The following is a 15,231-nucleotide window of genomic DNA, read 5'->3' on the forward strand; positions in this document are numbered from 1 at the left end:
AATTCACAGGCAAGATTCCTGTGCCACTGATAGACACAAAATATGATCAAATAATTCCATAAATTCACAGGCAAGATTCCTGTGCCACTGATAGACACAAAATATGATCAAATAATTCCATAAATTCACAGGCAAGATGCCTGTGCCACTCATAGACACAAAATATGATCAACTTCTTTTATTTCTCTTCCTTCGCGCCTTCGCGGTTCGTCAAATATGTCTTATTGAAGTAACAACAGATTAAAATAATTAAACCAATCCAAACACAGCCATATATAAAACCGTGAATCGAGTTACTCCCGCAATAGTTATCTTAGGTCAAAACAGCCTGCCGATCGCCAAAACAATCTCCGCAGTCTTCCCCGGTTCCCAGATTTACGGTTTAGTCGATCGCACATCCGACACAGACATCAACTTTAGCAACTTCGGCGAAACACTGCGGGAATTATTCGCAACAGAAACCCCAATCATCGCCATCTGCGCCGCCGGCATCATCATCCGCACCCTCGCCCCGCTGCTGTCAAACAAACGCGCCGAACCCCCAGTCTTAGCCGTCGCCGAAGATGGAAGCGCCGTTGTACCATTGCTGGGAGGTTTGCACGGAGTCAACGACTTAGCGAGAGAAATTGCAGCAGCCCTCGGCGTACAGCCCGCCATCACCACGACGGGAGATATCCGGTTTCGCACGGCGCTGCTGAGTCCTCCCCAAGGCTATTATTTGGCGAATCCAGAGGACGCGAAGACTTTTATTTCAAATTTGCTCGCCGGGGCGAAAGTAAAGCTAGAAGGGGCTGCCAACTGGCTTTCTGAGAGCAATTTGCCGTTAGCGCAGCCCGCCCCTACGGGGGCTGCGCCAACGGAGAGGATCGCCCCCGAAGCCAAATTAACCATCTGCGTCACCGAAAAAGCAATTGTACCCACAGCAGATTGTTTGGTTTACCACCCGCAAATTATCACGTTTGCACTCACAAATCTATCGAATATTGAGCCGGAAATAGCAGTTTCATTGGTGCAGAAAGTCTTAAAAAATGCAGGTTTAGCCGCCGCTTCAATTGCTGGATTTTTTGCCTTAAAAAATGAGATGGGAAATCCGACTCTTGAGGCAATTAGCCAATTTTTCAAAGTCCCAGTCCGCTTTTTCAATCTTTCGGAACTTGTGGAATTCGACTCGGCTAAATTAACAGAACACAATCCCGATTTGGATCTCACAGCCGCCAAAATTGCCCTGAGTGCAGCAGGCGCAAACAGTCAATTAATCGGGTACGATCGCACAAACGCCTTTAGTTGCGCGATCGCCCTGGCTGCAAAACCGATTGATGTAAGCGCGATCGGCATTAGTCGTGGCAAACTGGCGATCGTTGGTACCGGGCCCGGAGGCGCGCCTTGGATGTCCCCGGAAGTTAAGCAAATTTTGCGCGAAGCCACCGATTGGGTGGGTTACAAGTTCTATCTAGACTTAGCCGGAACACGGAGAGAAGGACAAAACAGGCACGATTCCGACAACCGCGAAGAGATCGATCGCGCCCGTTTTGCCCTAGATTTAGCTGCATCCGGCAAATCTGTAGCCGTGGTTTCGTCGGGAGATCCGGGGATTTTTGCGATGGCTGCGGCGGTGTTTGAGGCGATCGACTCTGACGGCAAACCCGAATGGCAAGGCATCGATCTGAGAGTAGCACCGGGGATTTCTGCGATGCAGGCGGCCGCTGCTGCGATCGGAGCACCGCTGGGCCACGATTTTTGTGTGATTTCGCTTTCGGATATTCTCAAGCCTTGGGAGGTCATTGAACAGCGGATTTCGGCGGCTGCAAAGGCGGATTTAGTTATGGCATTTTACAATCCAATCTCGAAACAGCGGATTTGGCAATTGGGAAGGGCGATCGAGATTTTGTTGCAAACTCGTGATGCTAAAACCCCAGTTGTATTGGGGCGAAACCTCGGCCGTCCGGGCCAATCCGTGCGCGTTTGTACGTTGGGCGAATTCCAGCCGGAAGATGCGGATATGAGAACTTTAGTAATTGTTGGTTCGAGTCAAACTCGAATTATTCCGCGTAAATATGGAGATGTTTGGGTGTACACGCCGCGCAGGTACGATTTAAGTTTGTAGTGAGAAATTCAGTCCTCAAAAAGTTTCGCCATTGTTTCATAGCTAATTTATGGATAAACATCCCTTGTAGGATAGTCTCTTTTTTACTTCGCACATTCTGAATTCGATGCTTTTCTCAGGTAGATGAGAAGTTCAAAAAGTTCGCATTGCTTTTGCTCAATCAGTATTAAAAACATCCTGCAAGTTACGATAACCGCTAATAACTCGCAAAATCTCAATACCATCACCAACTATTTGGTAAAAAATGATGTATGTATCCCATCAATGGTATACCACGTAAATCGGGAGCAAATTGTGCATAGGAACGCCCCAAATATGAATAGTCGGCTAGATACTGATATTTTTTACCAAATGTTTCTACAAAGCGATCGCCCGAATCTACACTTTGCGCCAAAAAGTAATCAGAAATTTCAGATAAATCTCGACTAGCCTCGATTGTAATTAGCAAGCGATTCATACTATTACTTGTCTGGCTTTTTTCACCTTATCTCTAAGTTGAGCTAATACATCATCTGCCTTGAGCAACTCACCGCGTTGCGCCTGTTCTCGTGCTATATTTATTTTATTCCGAGTTTCTTCAACCCAAGCTAAATAGTTTGGGTTGTCGCTGCTATCCGATAAAGTGAGGTCATCAATTAATAATAGCAAAGCTGTGTTAATTGCTTCTTCAATGGAGGAATATTGACCGTGCTTTACTAAAGCTTCCAGCACTTGGGTTTGATCGGGAGTCAAGGTGATTTGCATTGTTACCTCTGATGGTGCAAGGCTTGGACAATACTTTTACTGTATCTCATTTTATCAAAAAAGCTCACAAAAATATTGTGGGATGGGCGTCCCGCCCGTCTTAATTCTGACAATGAGATCTAAAACAGCTTAATTCAAAGATGCCATTCTCACCTTTACCAAAAAATCATTGAGAGCAACCTTTGCATCAGGATTTGATGGTAAATGACTTGTCGAACTTGCCTCTTCTAATACATTGATTAGCCGATCGCGCTCCTGGTGATAAAATGCAATATCAGTATCTTCCAGCACAGACATTTCCGCACCAGCCAGCTTGCGAGCAATCAAATCGGGAATATAGGGTAACTGGAACTTCTGATTCAGTTTAACCAAATTCGCCTCAACTTCCCCCGTTTGCATCAAATGAATCCCCGCCAGCAACACCCGATAAACGTACAACAGCGGCTTAACTCGACGCGGGCTTTCTTTCTCAAATAATCGCCATTGAGTGCGTGCAAAACCGAGATAATGGTGGCTGTGGTGCTTGGTAATACAGTTCGAGGCGAGATCCTTTAACTCTTCATGTTCCTTGCTAGTATAAACTATGAGCGGCGAATACAGTTGTTCCAACACATAGCCGTTGCGCTTCAACAGCAACTCCAGAAACTTCTTAATATCGTGAGTGACTAAATCGAGTTCCATTTTCTCCCGAACTTCCGAAACTTCAATTGTTTCGTCTCCCGAAATCAGCCCAATTACTTTGGGTAGCGGTAAGATATGTACTCCCCGCAAATCGAAGTCAGAATCTGGGGAAGGAAAGCCGTACAAGTGCGAGCCGCTGACAGTCGCAAACAGCAGCGGGTAAGGTCGATCGGAGATAATCTTGACTAATTCAGAGATGTATTCTACCATAATTTTCTATGTTATATAATGTCAAGTCAATGGCTAAGGTTCGTAGTGCGGACTTAAGTCCGCTCCCGGATTGCGGACTGAAGTCCGCACTACGAACTATTCGATCGCACTTTGACGCGATTTAATCAAAAACAGATTAGCCTGCTCGTAATTAGGACGTTCCGGTAACTTAGTATCAGCAAAAGCGCGATCGAACTCTGCGTGCAAGCTCAACCGCCAGCGATTCACCTCATCCCAGGATATTTCTTGATTGCGGATAGCCAAAAGTTGCGATCGAAAATCCTGCACCCGCACCGGCACAAACCCCTCCTTAAGTACCGTAATTCCTGACAGCAGCAACCGAATCAAGTGCATCGCGTGCTTCCAGCGAATTTCCCCAGTATTGCGAATGTCTTGCTCCATCTTTTTAAACTGCGACAAAACGTAACTATTGTAAGTTTGATAAACCAATTGCGAAAGAAAGATTTCGCGAATTTCCAGCAATTCTGCTGCGACAGGAGAAAGCTTTTCTACTAAAGGAGTGTACAAACATTCGAGCACATTGGGATTAGCTTTGAGCGCCAAAACCAGAAACTTTTGCAGTTCCCAATAGCATTCTTGATTTTCCTGATTTTCCAATTGTTCTGGAATGCCATAAAGTGACCAATGAAGAATTGCCGGCGGCTGGTAAATCCCGCGCCTATCTGTATCGGATTGCTCGTTATCCAAACCGTAAGCTCTCGAACCAACAATGCAGCGGTAAATCACAGAATCATAGAGGTTGTATTCGGCCAGAAAATCTCCTCCTGACTCCAATCCTTCGCTTTGAAACTGTTTGCGAATGCTGAATTCGTGTCGCCGCAGACTAACTTGTGTTGCGTCTGGGAGTTTGACTAAATAGGCGTGGGAATTGTCTGTAGGCGATTTGACAATGGCACCTACTGCGCCTTGTTTCCAAGATTTGTCTCCACCGGGGTTTTTGACCTCAATTTTGGTGACAATTTGGGTTCCGGCGGGCACGATTAGGTTGAAATTTTGAGGAAGATTGGGATTTGTCATGAGGAAACCTCCTGCGGAGACACGAGCTATATTCTTATTGTAGTATATTTGTAGTGGAAAATGGGTGTTTTGGGCGATCGGCAATTTTGGTATTGTTGAACAGTGTCTAATGCACGCTCAAGCAGGAATACCGCCAACGAGTTGAGGCGAAGGTGTGGGAGATTGTGGAGACTCACCAGACAATTGCAGCAATTCGCAACGGGCAAGCGGTGACGGACTTGCAACTGGTGGCGTTAGATCGTACACTGAGGCAAGAGTTGCGTGGGGGGAAACGTGCAGTTGTCGGAGTCGAATATTCGCAAGGCGTTTAATTTGAAGGTAATTGGAATCAATACGGTATACTACTTTTGTTATACAAAGCACCCAACATTGGAAACGTCTACCAACTCTCCCGGCTCTTACTCTTAAAGTATAGAAGAACACAGAGGCTGATACATGGATGAAATTGATTGGTTATACCCCTTTGGATGTCTCCCCCCAAGCAATGAAAATGAGTGGTTGAATCTTAAAGATTTTGTAGATATTTATAACTCCATTCATACTACACACTACATCCTAGAATCCTTTCCTGAAAACGATAATCGTACAACTCCAGAACCGGAGATTCTACTTCGTGATGGCGATGCACGGATGGTAATTGAGCGTAAGGCGTTCTCATGGACTTCAGACTATATCAGACATCACCAACTTTGGCATGAGTTTACCAAGACATTTGAAAATCAAGTAATAAGCACTTTTTCCGACGATATTTATGTTCTTGAAATTAATAATGTAGATATGCCAACTAATAAGAAAGAAGTGATTAGGTTGGCAAATGAAATAGCAAGCTCAGTTATTGAGCATGAAGCATGGATTAAAAATTCAAAAGGAATTGCTACGGATGAATCACCGTCATGGAGCTTCTTCAGAATACCAGAGATAGACCGAGGGGAGGCCCCTATTGAGTCGGGTATTTGTTGTAGTCTGAAAAACCCATTTAAGTTCTATAGCAAACACGAAACAAGAGATTTATCCCCCCAAATAAAATCGCAAGTAGCTAAACTCATTGAACGTGCAGCTCCTAAGTTTGATAAATATCGCGATTGTATCAAGATTTTAATTTTGGAGTTACATACGAACGTCTTAAATTTTTCAATTAAAAGTTTAAGTCAGATTATACAAACTATCGATGTACCTGAAAGTATCGATCAAATCTGGATTGGAGGACAAGTTGAACTGAACAATGGGGAATCAGTATTAGATTATGAATTAGCTGTAAACAATTCGATTTTCGGGGATTTATGGTAGAAAAGTAGCGACAACTCACAATTGGGAAGCGGTGACGGACTTGCAATTGCTGGCGTTAGAGCGTAATCTGATGTGTATGAGAAACGGCAAAACATCCAAATAGTATTAACCTAGGTGTGAAAATGTTATCAGAACAAAAGTTTAAAGATTTAGTGGACACCACAGACTCTAGTATAAGTTTCAACGATAATGATATAGAAGATCTTGAATTTTTATATAACCATTATAGAATTCCCTATACTACTTCTTCATCACAAGATGAAATGATAAATCATCTTAGCGATCAAATTAAAATACATTTGATTTCAGGAAATTTAAAAGTAATATATCTTTGGAGATTAAGGGATCAAGTAATTCTACGATCTATTCTAGACGATCAGCCTTTACAGCCATATTTCAGTATTTTAAAGAGGATTTTAGAGGTGATAAACATGGAAGATAAAATTTTACCTTTAGAGTCTGAAGAAGAGTGGCGTATGGCTATTCGTAACGTCAAGGATTACAATGCTATATGCGGAGAAAATTATGTTTTAGATATTGAATATTTTAAAACACTGTTTCCAAGACAGTTTTCGGTTGCTTCTTCAGCTAAGGTTTTGAGAAATTATGGTTATAAGTTAGAAGTGAAAGATGGCAAAATTTGTATTGAGGAATCAGAACAAGAAAAAATTGCACGATCTATTGAATGTGATATTCAATTAATTGGTGGGCTGGAAATTGCAAGACGTTTATTTTATGAAATACAAAACTTGTACGATTCCGAACAAGAAAGATATCATTTAGTGCGTAGGCTTGAGGCGTGTAATAATAATCCCCAACCTGAGATACCTATAGGTTATCTTTTGAATTTATGTGTAAAACACTTGCAAAAATCTCCTATTTTATCACCCAATCCAAAAGAAAATTGGGAACGGATGGTAAAATTATCCACAAGTTTTACATCTGTTTTGGATGTTCAACCATATAACTCTTTCCAAGTATACTTTAAAACCTTAGACAACTTATCAGATTTTTTGCAGGAAATCGCTGTATATGACAGTATATTTTGCTTAAATCAACTACGTCCCTCAGATGTACCAAGGATTTTGAGAGGTTTATTTAGTTTAATTAATGTAGATGATATTAATAAAATTCAAGTACAGTTAGGATGGATTCCTGAACAAGCAATTTTAGTGGCTGAAGCAATACTTAACATAGATGTTGATAATTTATCTCCAATTATATTTACTAAGGAACAAGTTAAAGATCAATTACCTGATTTATATACTACAGTAATTGAAAAAATTTTAGATATTTATTGCCATTCTCATAATCCAGCTAATTCAGAATATAAAATACCCACTGACTTTAGACATAAAAAGTACACTTTTTTCTTGAAGCCTTTGCTAAAACTAGATAGAAGTGAATATGTATTGATGGGTCGATCTTGGTGTTCTCCAGCTTTTTATGAAGCTCTTGTAGATACATTAAACAAGATAAATATACCACATAATATTCACAACAACATGGGAGACTATCTTGAAAGATTTGTCAAAGAGCAATTACAAACTCTAAAAATCAAGTATAGTTATGGCGATTATTCCGTAGATAGCCGTAAATATAAAACATCTAGGCAACAGGGAGAATGCGATATTATTATTGAGTCTGATGATACCATCATCTTTATCGAAATCAAAAAGAAATCATTAACAAATAATGCTAAAGGTGGATGTGATGCTGCTATATTTGCTGATTTGGCAGGTAGCCTTCTAGATTCTCAGATTCAACTTGGATGGCACGAAATTATAATACGCTCCGAAGGATATTTAGAACTTACACCGAAGAATGAACCAAATAATACATATAGATTAGAGCTTAATGGACGTTCTATTGAAAGAGTTACGCTTACTCTACTAGATTTTGGAGGATTTCAAGATCGCAATTTCTTGTATCAGTTTCTACAACTAATGCTATCTACAAGTAGTATTGATGCACTTGATTCACCAAACGCTCAGGAAATTATTAATAGGTCAAGAATTAATCAAAAGCTTCCTATATTTTTAACACAACATGAACACCTTAAAAGTTTAAATCCAAGACAAGAGCAGTTTCCATTCTATGACTGTTGGTTTCTTAGCCTTCCGCAATTTTTAATCCTAATAGATGATTTGAGTGAAAAAAAATCAATCAAAAAACTATTACACACAACTAAGTATATATCTACAACTTCCCTTAATTTTTACTTTGAGTATGCTAATGCAAAGAAGCTACTTCACTAAATTAATAATAAATCAGTAAGCTAGACTTATGCTAAATGAGCCAGAACTATTAAGAAAATAATTTATATGGGCAATACTGGATTTGAACCAGTGACCCCTTCCGTGTGAAGGAAGTGCGCTACCACTGTGCTAATTGCCCGTAGATAATTACGATACCATACCAAGTCCAAATGTGCAACTAAATTTTCCCCAAAAATTCAGCCGCTAGTTTCCGAGTGAAACTCGACACAATGCCAAGAATACAGGCATTTGTCGAGTCTGGCATCAATCAACCACCCACCAACCCGCCGCAGGGCCAACAAACCGCACCACAATCCACCAACCCACCAACAGACTAATCCCGATCCAGCTTCCGCGAGATGTCCACCTCACAAAATCTTCACTTTGGGTTTTCGTGATTGGCAGCCAGGAAACGATGCGCTCTTCTTTACCGAATTCGTCGCCGATCGAGTCTTTACGACGCTTAGCTTCACCCATAATTTTTGTCTGCTAAATCAGATTTCAATTGTATAACCAACCAAATTATACGCCAACAGGTCATCTCAAGCCTGCGTCAACCAAGTCGTATCCAAATAATCAATCCTCGCAAACGGACTCAGCGCCGCTAAAATCTGCTGTCCGTAACTGCGGTGAATCACCCTACTGTCAAAAATCGCCACAACCCCCTGACGTTCTCGCACCGGCGCGATCGCCCGCTGCAACTCATTCAAGGCCGCCGGCAACAAATACAACCGAAACCAATCGCGGCGCTGTTCCTTATAATAAGCCACACGCGCCGTCACCAAAGGATTTTCCAAGCTTGGTAGCGGCAAAGTGGCGATCGCCAGCAAATGAGGCGCGCTCAACTCCCCCTGATATTCCCGCCAAAACTCCCACCCAGTCACCAAAATCCCATTCTCCCCCACATCAGTTGTTTCCACCCGCACCCTCGTACCGAACTCAGAAGCCAAAATCGCCGCCAGCCTCGCCTTCAGCGGCACATCACCCACAATCAACACCGTTAAACCCGCCACCGACACACTCATCAACAGCAAAGTCCGAATTTCTTGAATTAAAACTCCCTGAAATTCCGGCGTATTCGGCAGCGGCAGCCAGTTGGGAATGTACAGTTGAATTAATTCGTTTTGTCGATCGGGCGAAAACCTCACACTCGTCAACTCTGGCAATCCCATCATTTGCCGGAAGATCGGAGCCTTCTGTTCCACATCCACCGCCCCCCCAATCAACACCACAGGCACGGCCGCCCAAATTTTGCTCAAAACCTCAGCCACCTGCACCGGCGCGCAGAACAGAGAAAATGACCCGCCCGATCGATGAATTTGCGCCCACCGCAGTCTGCCGTTTGCTTCCCACCGCTGCCGAAAATTCACCCAAGCAGCCGGAATCAGCGGGTTTTGCTCGATCATTTCAAACAGCCCTTTCAAAATATTTTGCTCTGCGGTTTCCAGCAAATAGCACTCATCAGGCTTAGCTGGATGCAGAAACACAGCCCGCGTTAGCAGCACCCGCGCTTCTCTGATTTCATCCGCCAGCATTGACTGAGATTGCATTAAATCATTCCAGTCAGCCGGTGCCAAACCAGCAGTCAATTGCTGGCGCGTCCAAACTTCCAAATCATCCACACCGTCGATAATTATCGGAATATTGCTGTGAAGTTCCGAATTCCCCCCCAAGCGAGCCGCCAGCCAAGAGTCAGGATCTGCTAGCATCAATCCTCGTCCCGCGGCATTATGGGAGTAAATGTCGATCGGCTTCTCTGTTTGCAGCCACTCTTGCAAGCGGGGAATTTCCACCCCGTGCAAATGTTCCAGCAGCGGTGTCGGCGCCACTAAAATCACCGGATCGGGCCACATCAAAACCGGCATCAAATAGCTGACTCGATACCGCTGTCGGTAAGCTCCAGCAGGCAGCCCCGTTTGAATTATAGCGCTGCGCCCCAAGCGCAAAGCCCGCGCCACCAGCCGCGCCATCGTTAAATGGTGGGGCCAGTGTGGCTCGGAGTGCGATCGCAAAAAGCGGAGCAGCGAGTTATGGACTTCTACCTCAATCAATCGATTTCACAGTTGATATTGCTCAATCAACATAATCAAAACTTGCCAGAAAATCAACTACTTTTTGACCCACAGGCAAACTAAATTTAGTATCCTGATTATTTCCGCCTCGCTGACCAAAATTTTGGTGAGACTGCACGATCAAACTTTCCTGGCCCGAACTAATTAAAATAGTTTGGGTAGGTGACTGAAAAAAATTTGTTTTCTGACCAGCATTTATTGTTGTTTCCAGCATTTTTTTCACATCAGTTAAATTAGCCATTGCTGCATTCAATGCTTTAGATAACTGTACTATCCGTTTTTTTTCCAAATTTTGATTTGCGATACTTTTGCCAACCGCCACCACATTTTTTTGAGTTTCTAAGGCATTCTCAAAAGGAACAATCGCTAAAAAAGCTGCTGGCAATAAATGCTCGTCGCTATCAAATCTAAAAGTCAGAGTTGTCCGGCGGTAGCCAACTTCAATATTGGGAGGACGGCTCATGGCTCCGTAATGCCTAGCTATTTCGCCGTAAGCTGTTGCTAAAGTGTTGTTTGCTGAGTGGTCTAAAAGTGCGTCAACCACAATTCGCACTAACCCCGGCGTATGATTTAAAAACTTTCTCGCTTCAGACGGCGAATTAAATTGTTGAATCGCAGAGCGATCGCCTGCGGGGCTGATGTCAACCCATTGGCAATTAATATCATCTGCGATGATACCAAACCTGGGTACTAAATACATTTTTGCCCCAGTTAAAGTTGCTCCAGTCAAATCTGCGCCCACCCAATCAGCGTTAATCAAATTGGTTTCTGTCAAATCAGCGTGAACCAAACTAGCATTGGCTAAATTAGTATTTCTTAAATCTGCTCCGCTGAGGTTAGCTCCGTTGAATTTAGTATCGATCAGATCTGCGCCGTTGAGGTTAGCTCCGCTCAAATCAGCCCATTTGAGGTTAGCTCCGCTCAAATTGGCACCGCTAAGATTTACCTCCTGCAAAGAAGCTTGTCTCAGATCGGCATTGCTCAAATTGACGCCGTTAAGTTCTGCTTTCATCAAATCCGCGCCGTGTAAGTTAGCTTCTTGAAAGTTAGCTTCTTTTGCTGAAGCACCTCTAAGATTTGCACCTGAAAGATTAGCACCGCTGAGGTTAGCTTGCGTCAGTTTTACCTCTCTTAAATCTGCTTCATTCAGGTTAGCGCCGCTGAAGTTAGTTTGGCTGAGTTCGCAGCGGACTAATTCGCATCTAATCAGGGATGCTCCGATTAATTGAGCTGCGGTTAAATCTGCTCTCACTAAGTTTGCTACGTTGAGACTAGCCCCGTTTAAGATTGCCCGCGAGAGATTGGTGCTACTGAGTCTAGCCACATTCAGGTTAGCATCGCTCAAGTCAGCGTCGCTCAAGTTAGCGCCGCTGATGTTGGTGACAAATAAGCTAGCCTTTCTTAAAATTGATTGGCTGAGGTTGATGCGGCTGAGATTAGCTTCATTCAGGTTGATTCCCGTGAAATCTCGATCGCCTTCTGTGTATCTTTTGACAATTTCAAATCGTTTGAGAAGTTCTTCAGCTTCCATTATTTTTACCTGACTGAAAGAGCGATCGACTAACTTTTATGTGGCATAAATATAAAATATATTTAATGGATTTTTCAATACTATTTACTCACCGAGCTGATAAAAGCTTTTGACAAACTCAACCACCGTATTTAGCGGCGGGGTTGTGAATCTTTGGGCTTTAATTGCCGGCCCGATCGAGGTTTTGTTGACTCCAGGCAAATTGGTCAAGTTTCTGCCAAAGTCTGGGTGATAGTGAACCATCAAAGTTTCGGCGCTGGAGTTGGCCAGTATGGTTTGGGTAGGCGATTGGAAAAAACTCGACATCGGTTCGCGATCGAGGCGAATCGGCTGAATTTTTATTTCCCCTATTCTTCTAATTGTTTTGGTCATAACGACGTTCAATTGCACTACCAAATTTGAGACTCTGACGCCTAGATTATTGCCGTTTTGTGGTTGAATCATCTTGATTAGAGTCATGAGATTTTTTTGAGTAAATGCCGCATCGCTAAAGGGAATAATGGCAACAAAAGCTGTGGAAAATAGTTGCTCGTCCTGCTCTATTCTAAATGATATGATTGTGCGGCGCGAATTAACTTCTATGCTGGGAGGATTGCTCAAACCTGAGTATTGACTGGCAATTTGGCGGTAGGTAGCCGCGAGGACAAAGTTAGCGTCGGGGTCGAGGGGTCGATCGACAATAATTTGTACTGTCGGCGGTGTAGCATTAAAAAACCGTTGAGATTCTTGTGGGGTAAAGCGCTGAATTTGACTGCGATCGCCGTTAGGACTCAGATCCACCCAATCGCAGGTGATATCATCAGCTTTCAGATTAAACCTCGACACCGCGTAAATTTTTGCCCCAGTCAGTGCAGCCCCCGTCAAATCTGCGCCCACCCAATCAGCGTGAGTCAAATTCGCTTGAGTCAAATCCGCGTGTACCAGAGTAGCGTTCAACAGGTTGACATTGCTCAAATTTGCCCCGTACAAGTTAGCCCCGCTCAATCTCGCTTCATCGAGGTCAGCGCCCGTCAGGTTCGCCCCGCTGAGGTCAGCCCACCGAAGATTAGCGCCTCGCAAGTCAGCGCCGCTGAGGTTGGCTTGAGACAGATTAGCTTGTCTAAGTTCGGCATTACAGAGGTTCACTCCTCGTAAGTCTGCCCTGTTGAGATCGGCTCTGTGCAAGTTAGCCCGTTCCAAGTTGGCCGCTGTCAAACAAGCGCCTCTGAGGTGAGCCCCATTGAGGTCGGCTTGCTCTAGATTGGCTTCTCTGAGGGTTGCTTCTCTCAAATCTGCTTCGCTGAGGTTTGCACCGCTCAAATTTGCACCGCTGAGGTCAGCTCTGATCAGTTCGGCTCTGATCAATGTAGCTTCGACGAGTTGGGCTTCGCTGAGGTCGGCCCGAATCAAGTTAGCTACGTTGAGGATAGCGCCGTTGAGGTTGGCTTTGTTGAGATTGGCACCGCTGAGTCTAGCAACATTGAGTTTAGCTTTTCTCATGTTGGCGTTTGACAGATTGGTGCCGCTCATGTTGGTGAGGCTCAAGATTGCCTCGCTGAAATTAGCCCCGCTGAGATCGATCCTGCTGAGATTGGCCTCGCACAGGAGGATGGCAGTAAAGTCTCTTTCTCCTGCGGCATATTTGGCGATGAGTTCTTCGGCGTCCATGCTTTTGAATTTCCCTGATGTGTTAGCTAGAACAAAGCTTTGTTATGCCAACTTTTAAAATAGAATAAGCATTTTTTGTAACTTGATGCAATATGCCTAGACATCTATATTGTGGAAGCCTTTTATAAAATCCAAAATGGTTGTGATATTAGCTTGACCCAATTTTGTGCTTTCGGTTAACTTGCCTGTGCCTGAGTTGTTCGGGTCGTATTTTTTAATCAGGCGCTTGCCGAAGGCTGGGTGGTGATATACGCTGAGTCTTTGGTCGCGGGAATTAATTAAGATCATCTGGGTGGGAATTTGAAAAAAATTGATGCTTTCACCGATTTTTGGAAAAGAACTTGAGATCTTAATTTGGTCTACTTTGCTGATAGCTTGGTTGAGAGCTTTGCTGCATAACTGAACGTGTTTGGATTCTTTGACGTTGAGTTTGCCTGCATCGTGGGATTGAATCATTTTCATCAAAGCTATGAGGTTTTTTTGAGTTGTGGCGCCGTCGTTAAAAGGAATGATGGCAACGTAAGCGGTGGCAAATAATTTATCGTCGCTGTCCATTTTAAAGGCGAGTACGGTGCGCCTGGAGCTGACTTCGATCGTCGGTGGCTGACTTAAACTCGGGTATTGTTGGGAAATTTGATAATAAGTTGCAGCTAGGGCAAAATGAGCGCCTTGGTCTAACGGCGAATCAATCACAATCCTAACTGTGGGCAAGGTTTCGTGAAAAAATTCGTGGGTTCCTCCAGAGTTCAACCAGTAAATTTGGCTGTGGTCGCCGTTGGGGCTCAGATCAACCCATTTGCAGGTCATGCCTTCGGTTTTGATGCCGAGCCGCGAAACTGCATGGAGTTTGGCTCCGGTTAAGGTGGCTCCGGTTAAGTCGGCTCCAACCCAGTCGGCGCGGATCAGATAGGCGTTTGACAGGTCGGCGTGAACTAAACTGGCATTGAGCAAGTTGGCGTGACAGAGGTCGGCTCGGCTGAGGTCGGCGCCGCTCAATTTGGCTTCGCTGAGGTCTGCCCAGCGCAGGTTGCAGCCGCTGAGGATGGCCCAGCGCAAATTGACGCCGCTGAGGTCGGCGCCGCTGAGTATGGCTTGAGTGAGGTTGGCTTGTCGGAGTTCTGTCCCTCGCAAGTCTGCGCCGCTGAGGTCGGCTCGGCTGAGGTCGGCGCCTTGCAGGTTGGCTTGTTCGAGGTTGGCTTCTGTCAAGCACGCACCGCTGAGGTGAGCGCCTCGAAGGTTGGCTCCGCTGAGGTTGGCTCCTCGGAGGGTGGCTTCGGTGAGGGTGGCACCACTGAGGTTGGCTCCGCTGAGGTTGGCTCCGCTGAGTTCGGCTCGAATTAGCTCGGCTCTGATCAGTTTTGCTCCTATGAGTATGGCTTGTTTCAGGTCAACTCGGACTAGGTAGGCGACGTTGAGGTCGGCGTCGGTGAGGTTGGCGCCGCCTAGATGGGCGCCGCTGAGTCTGGCGATGTTGAGTTTGGCACCGGTGAGATTAGTTTTGCTGAGGTTGGCTCCGCTGAGGTTTGCTACACTCAGATTCGCACCCTTGAGGTTTGCTCCACTCAAGTTGACGCCGCTGAGGTTGGCCTCAGTCAGGTTGATTCCGGCAAAGTTTCTTTCTCCGGCGGCATATTTTTTCAGGAGTTCCTCGACTGTCAT

Annotated in this window: 13 protein-coding genes and 1 tRNA gene; 4 read left to right on the forward strand and 10 right to left on the reverse strand. The window is 44.6% G+C overall.

All coding sequences use genetic code 11. From position 1 onward, the window contains the following. Positions 1-283: 283 nt before the first annotated feature. Positions 284-2,104 (forward strand): precorrin-3B C(17)-methyltransferase, encoded by a 1,821-nt coding sequence (cobJ, locus tag QUB52_RS17270; RefSeq protein ID WP_332974977.1) that lies wholly within the window; start codon positions 284-286, stop codon positions 2,102-2,104. 223 nt (positions 2,105-2,327) lie between these two features. Here cobJ and QUB52_RS17275 read toward each other — a convergent pair whose 3' ends face one another. The 4 genes from QUB52_RS17275 to QUB52_RS17290 form a co-directional block, all read right to left on the reverse strand. Then, on the reverse strand, positions 2,328-2,561 hold the full coding sequence (locus tag QUB52_RS17275) for a type II toxin-antitoxin system RelE/ParE family toxin (protein ID WP_332974976.1): 234 nt from the start codon (positions 2,559-2,561) through the stop codon (positions 2,328-2,330). Continuing rightward, positions 2,558-2,848: a hypothetical protein gene (locus QUB52_RS17280; protein ID WP_332974975.1), complete on the reverse strand. Its 291-nt coding sequence runs from the start codon at positions 2,846-2,848 to the stop codon at positions 2,558-2,560. Before QUB52_RS17280 ends, QUB52_RS17275 begins: the two co-directional genes overlap by 4 nt. A 129-nt stretch (positions 2,849-2,977) precedes the next feature. Continuing rightward, complete coding sequence (locus QUB52_RS17285; protein WP_332974974.1) at positions 2,978-3,739, reverse strand: nucleotidyltransferase domain-containing protein; 762 nt, start codon at positions 3,737-3,739, stop codon at positions 2,978-2,980. A gap of 96 nt (positions 3,740-3,835) precedes the next feature. Continuing rightward, complete coding sequence (locus QUB52_RS17290; protein ID WP_332974973.1) at positions 3,836-4,777, reverse strand: nucleotidyltransferase domain-containing protein; 942 nt, start codon at positions 4,775-4,777, stop codon at positions 3,836-3,838. A gap of 152 nt (positions 4,778-4,929) precedes the next feature. Between QUB52_RS17290 and QUB52_RS17295 the strand changes: the two genes are divergently transcribed. The 3 genes from QUB52_RS17295 (at position 4,930) to QUB52_RS17305 (ending at position 8,322) form a co-directional block, all read left to right on the forward strand. After that, positions 4,930-5,088 carry a hypothetical protein gene (locus QUB52_RS17295; protein WP_332974972.1) on the forward strand — a complete coding sequence of 53 codons (159 nt, stop codon included), beginning with the start codon at positions 4,930-4,932 and terminating at the stop codon, positions 5,086-5,088. Between the two features lie 124 nt (positions 5,089-5,212). Continuing rightward, positions 5,213-6,064 (forward strand): hypothetical protein, encoded by an 852-nt coding sequence (locus QUB52_RS17300; protein WP_332974971.1) that lies wholly within the window; start codon positions 5,213-5,215, stop codon positions 6,062-6,064. A gap of 122 nt (positions 6,065-6,186) precedes the next feature. Beyond that, on the forward strand, positions 6,187-8,322 hold the full coding sequence (locus QUB52_RS17305; protein ID WP_332974970.1) for a hypothetical protein: 2,136 nt from the start codon (positions 6,187-6,189) through the stop codon (positions 8,320-8,322). A gap of 67 nt (positions 8,323-8,389) precedes the next feature. On the opposite strand, the gene QUB52_RS17310 is transcribed toward QUB52_RS17305, so the two are convergent. From QUB52_RS17310 to QUB52_RS17335, 6 genes are all read right to left on the reverse strand, one after another. Next, positions 8,390-8,461: transfer RNA gene (locus QUB52_RS17310), tRNA-Val, on the reverse strand. A gap of 125 nt (positions 8,462-8,586) precedes the next feature. Continuing rightward, entirely contained in the window at positions 8,587-8,799 is a 213-nt protein-coding gene (locus tag QUB52_RS17315) for a DUF2839 domain-containing protein (RefSeq protein ID WP_194011129.1), read from the reverse strand. Between the two features lie 65 nt (positions 8,800-8,864). After that, positions 8,865-10,373 carry a helicase C-terminal domain-containing protein gene (locus QUB52_RS17320; RefSeq protein WP_332974967.1) on the reverse strand — a complete coding sequence of 503 codons (1,509 nt, stop codon included), beginning with the start codon at positions 10,371-10,373 and terminating at the stop codon, positions 8,865-8,867. A gap of 22 nt (positions 10,374-10,395) precedes the next feature. Next, the gene (locus QUB52_RS17325) at positions 10,396-11,925 is read right to left on the reverse strand and encodes a pentapeptide repeat-containing protein (protein ID WP_332974966.1); all 1,530 of its coding nucleotides are present in this window, start codon (positions 11,923-11,925) and stop codon (positions 10,396-10,398) included. Between the two features lie 84 nt (positions 11,926-12,009). Further along, positions 12,010-13,572: a pentapeptide repeat-containing protein gene (locus tag QUB52_RS17330; protein WP_332974965.1), complete on the reverse strand. Its 1,563-nt coding sequence runs from the start codon at positions 13,570-13,572 to the stop codon at positions 12,010-12,012. A 96-nt stretch (positions 13,573-13,668) separates the two neighbouring features. Continuing rightward, positions 13,669-15,231 carry a pentapeptide repeat-containing protein gene (locus QUB52_RS17335; protein WP_265237264.1) on the reverse strand — a complete coding sequence of 521 codons (1,563 nt, stop codon included), beginning with the start codon at positions 15,229-15,231 and terminating at the stop codon, positions 13,669-13,671.

The sequence above is a fragment of the Microcoleus sp. A6-C6 genome (assembly GCF_036705955.1).
GTDB lineage: Bacteria > Cyanobacteriota > Cyanobacteriia > Cyanobacteriales > Microcoleaceae > Microcoleus.

Bases quoted from the DNA above. Each gene is read 5' to 3' on its own strand.
- QUB52_RS17325 (WP_332974966.1), bottom strand. From the start codon at position 11,925: ATGGAAGCTGAAGAACTTCTCAAACGATTTGAAATTGTCAAAAGATAC.
- QUB52_RS17330 (WP_332974965.1), bottom strand. From the start codon at position 13,572: ATGGACGCCGAAGAACTCATCGCCAAATATGCCGCAGGAGAAAGAGAC.
- QUB52_RS17275 (WP_332974976.1), bottom strand. From the start codon at position 2,561: ATGAATCGCTTGCTAATTACAATCGAGGCTAGTCGAGATTTATCTGAA.
- QUB52_RS17305 (WP_332974970.1), top strand. From the start codon at position 6,187: ATGTTATCAGAACAAAAGTTTAAAGATTTAGTGGACACCACAGACTCT.
- QUB52_RS17290 (WP_332974973.1), bottom strand. From the start codon at position 4,777: ATGACAAATCCCAATCTTCCTCAAAATTTCAACCTAATCGTGCCCGCC.
- QUB52_RS17280 (WP_332974975.1), bottom strand. From the start codon at position 2,848: ATGCAAATCACCTTGACTCCCGATCAAACCCAAGTGCTGGAAGCTTTA.
- QUB52_RS17315 (WP_194011129.1), bottom strand. From the start codon at position 8,799: ATGGGTGAAGCTAAGCGTCGTAAAGACTCGATCGGCGACGAATTCGGT.
- QUB52_RS17285 (WP_332974974.1), bottom strand. From the start codon at position 3,739: ATGGTAGAATACATCTCTGAATTAGTCAAGATTATCTCCGATCGACCT.
- QUB52_RS17300 (WP_332974971.1), top strand. From the start codon at position 5,213: ATGGATGAAATTGATTGGTTATACCCCTTTGGATGTCTCCCCCCAAGC.
- QUB52_RS17335 (WP_265237264.1), bottom strand. From the start codon at position 15,231: ATGACAGTCGAGGAACTCCTGAAAAAATATGCCGCCGGAGAAAGAAAC.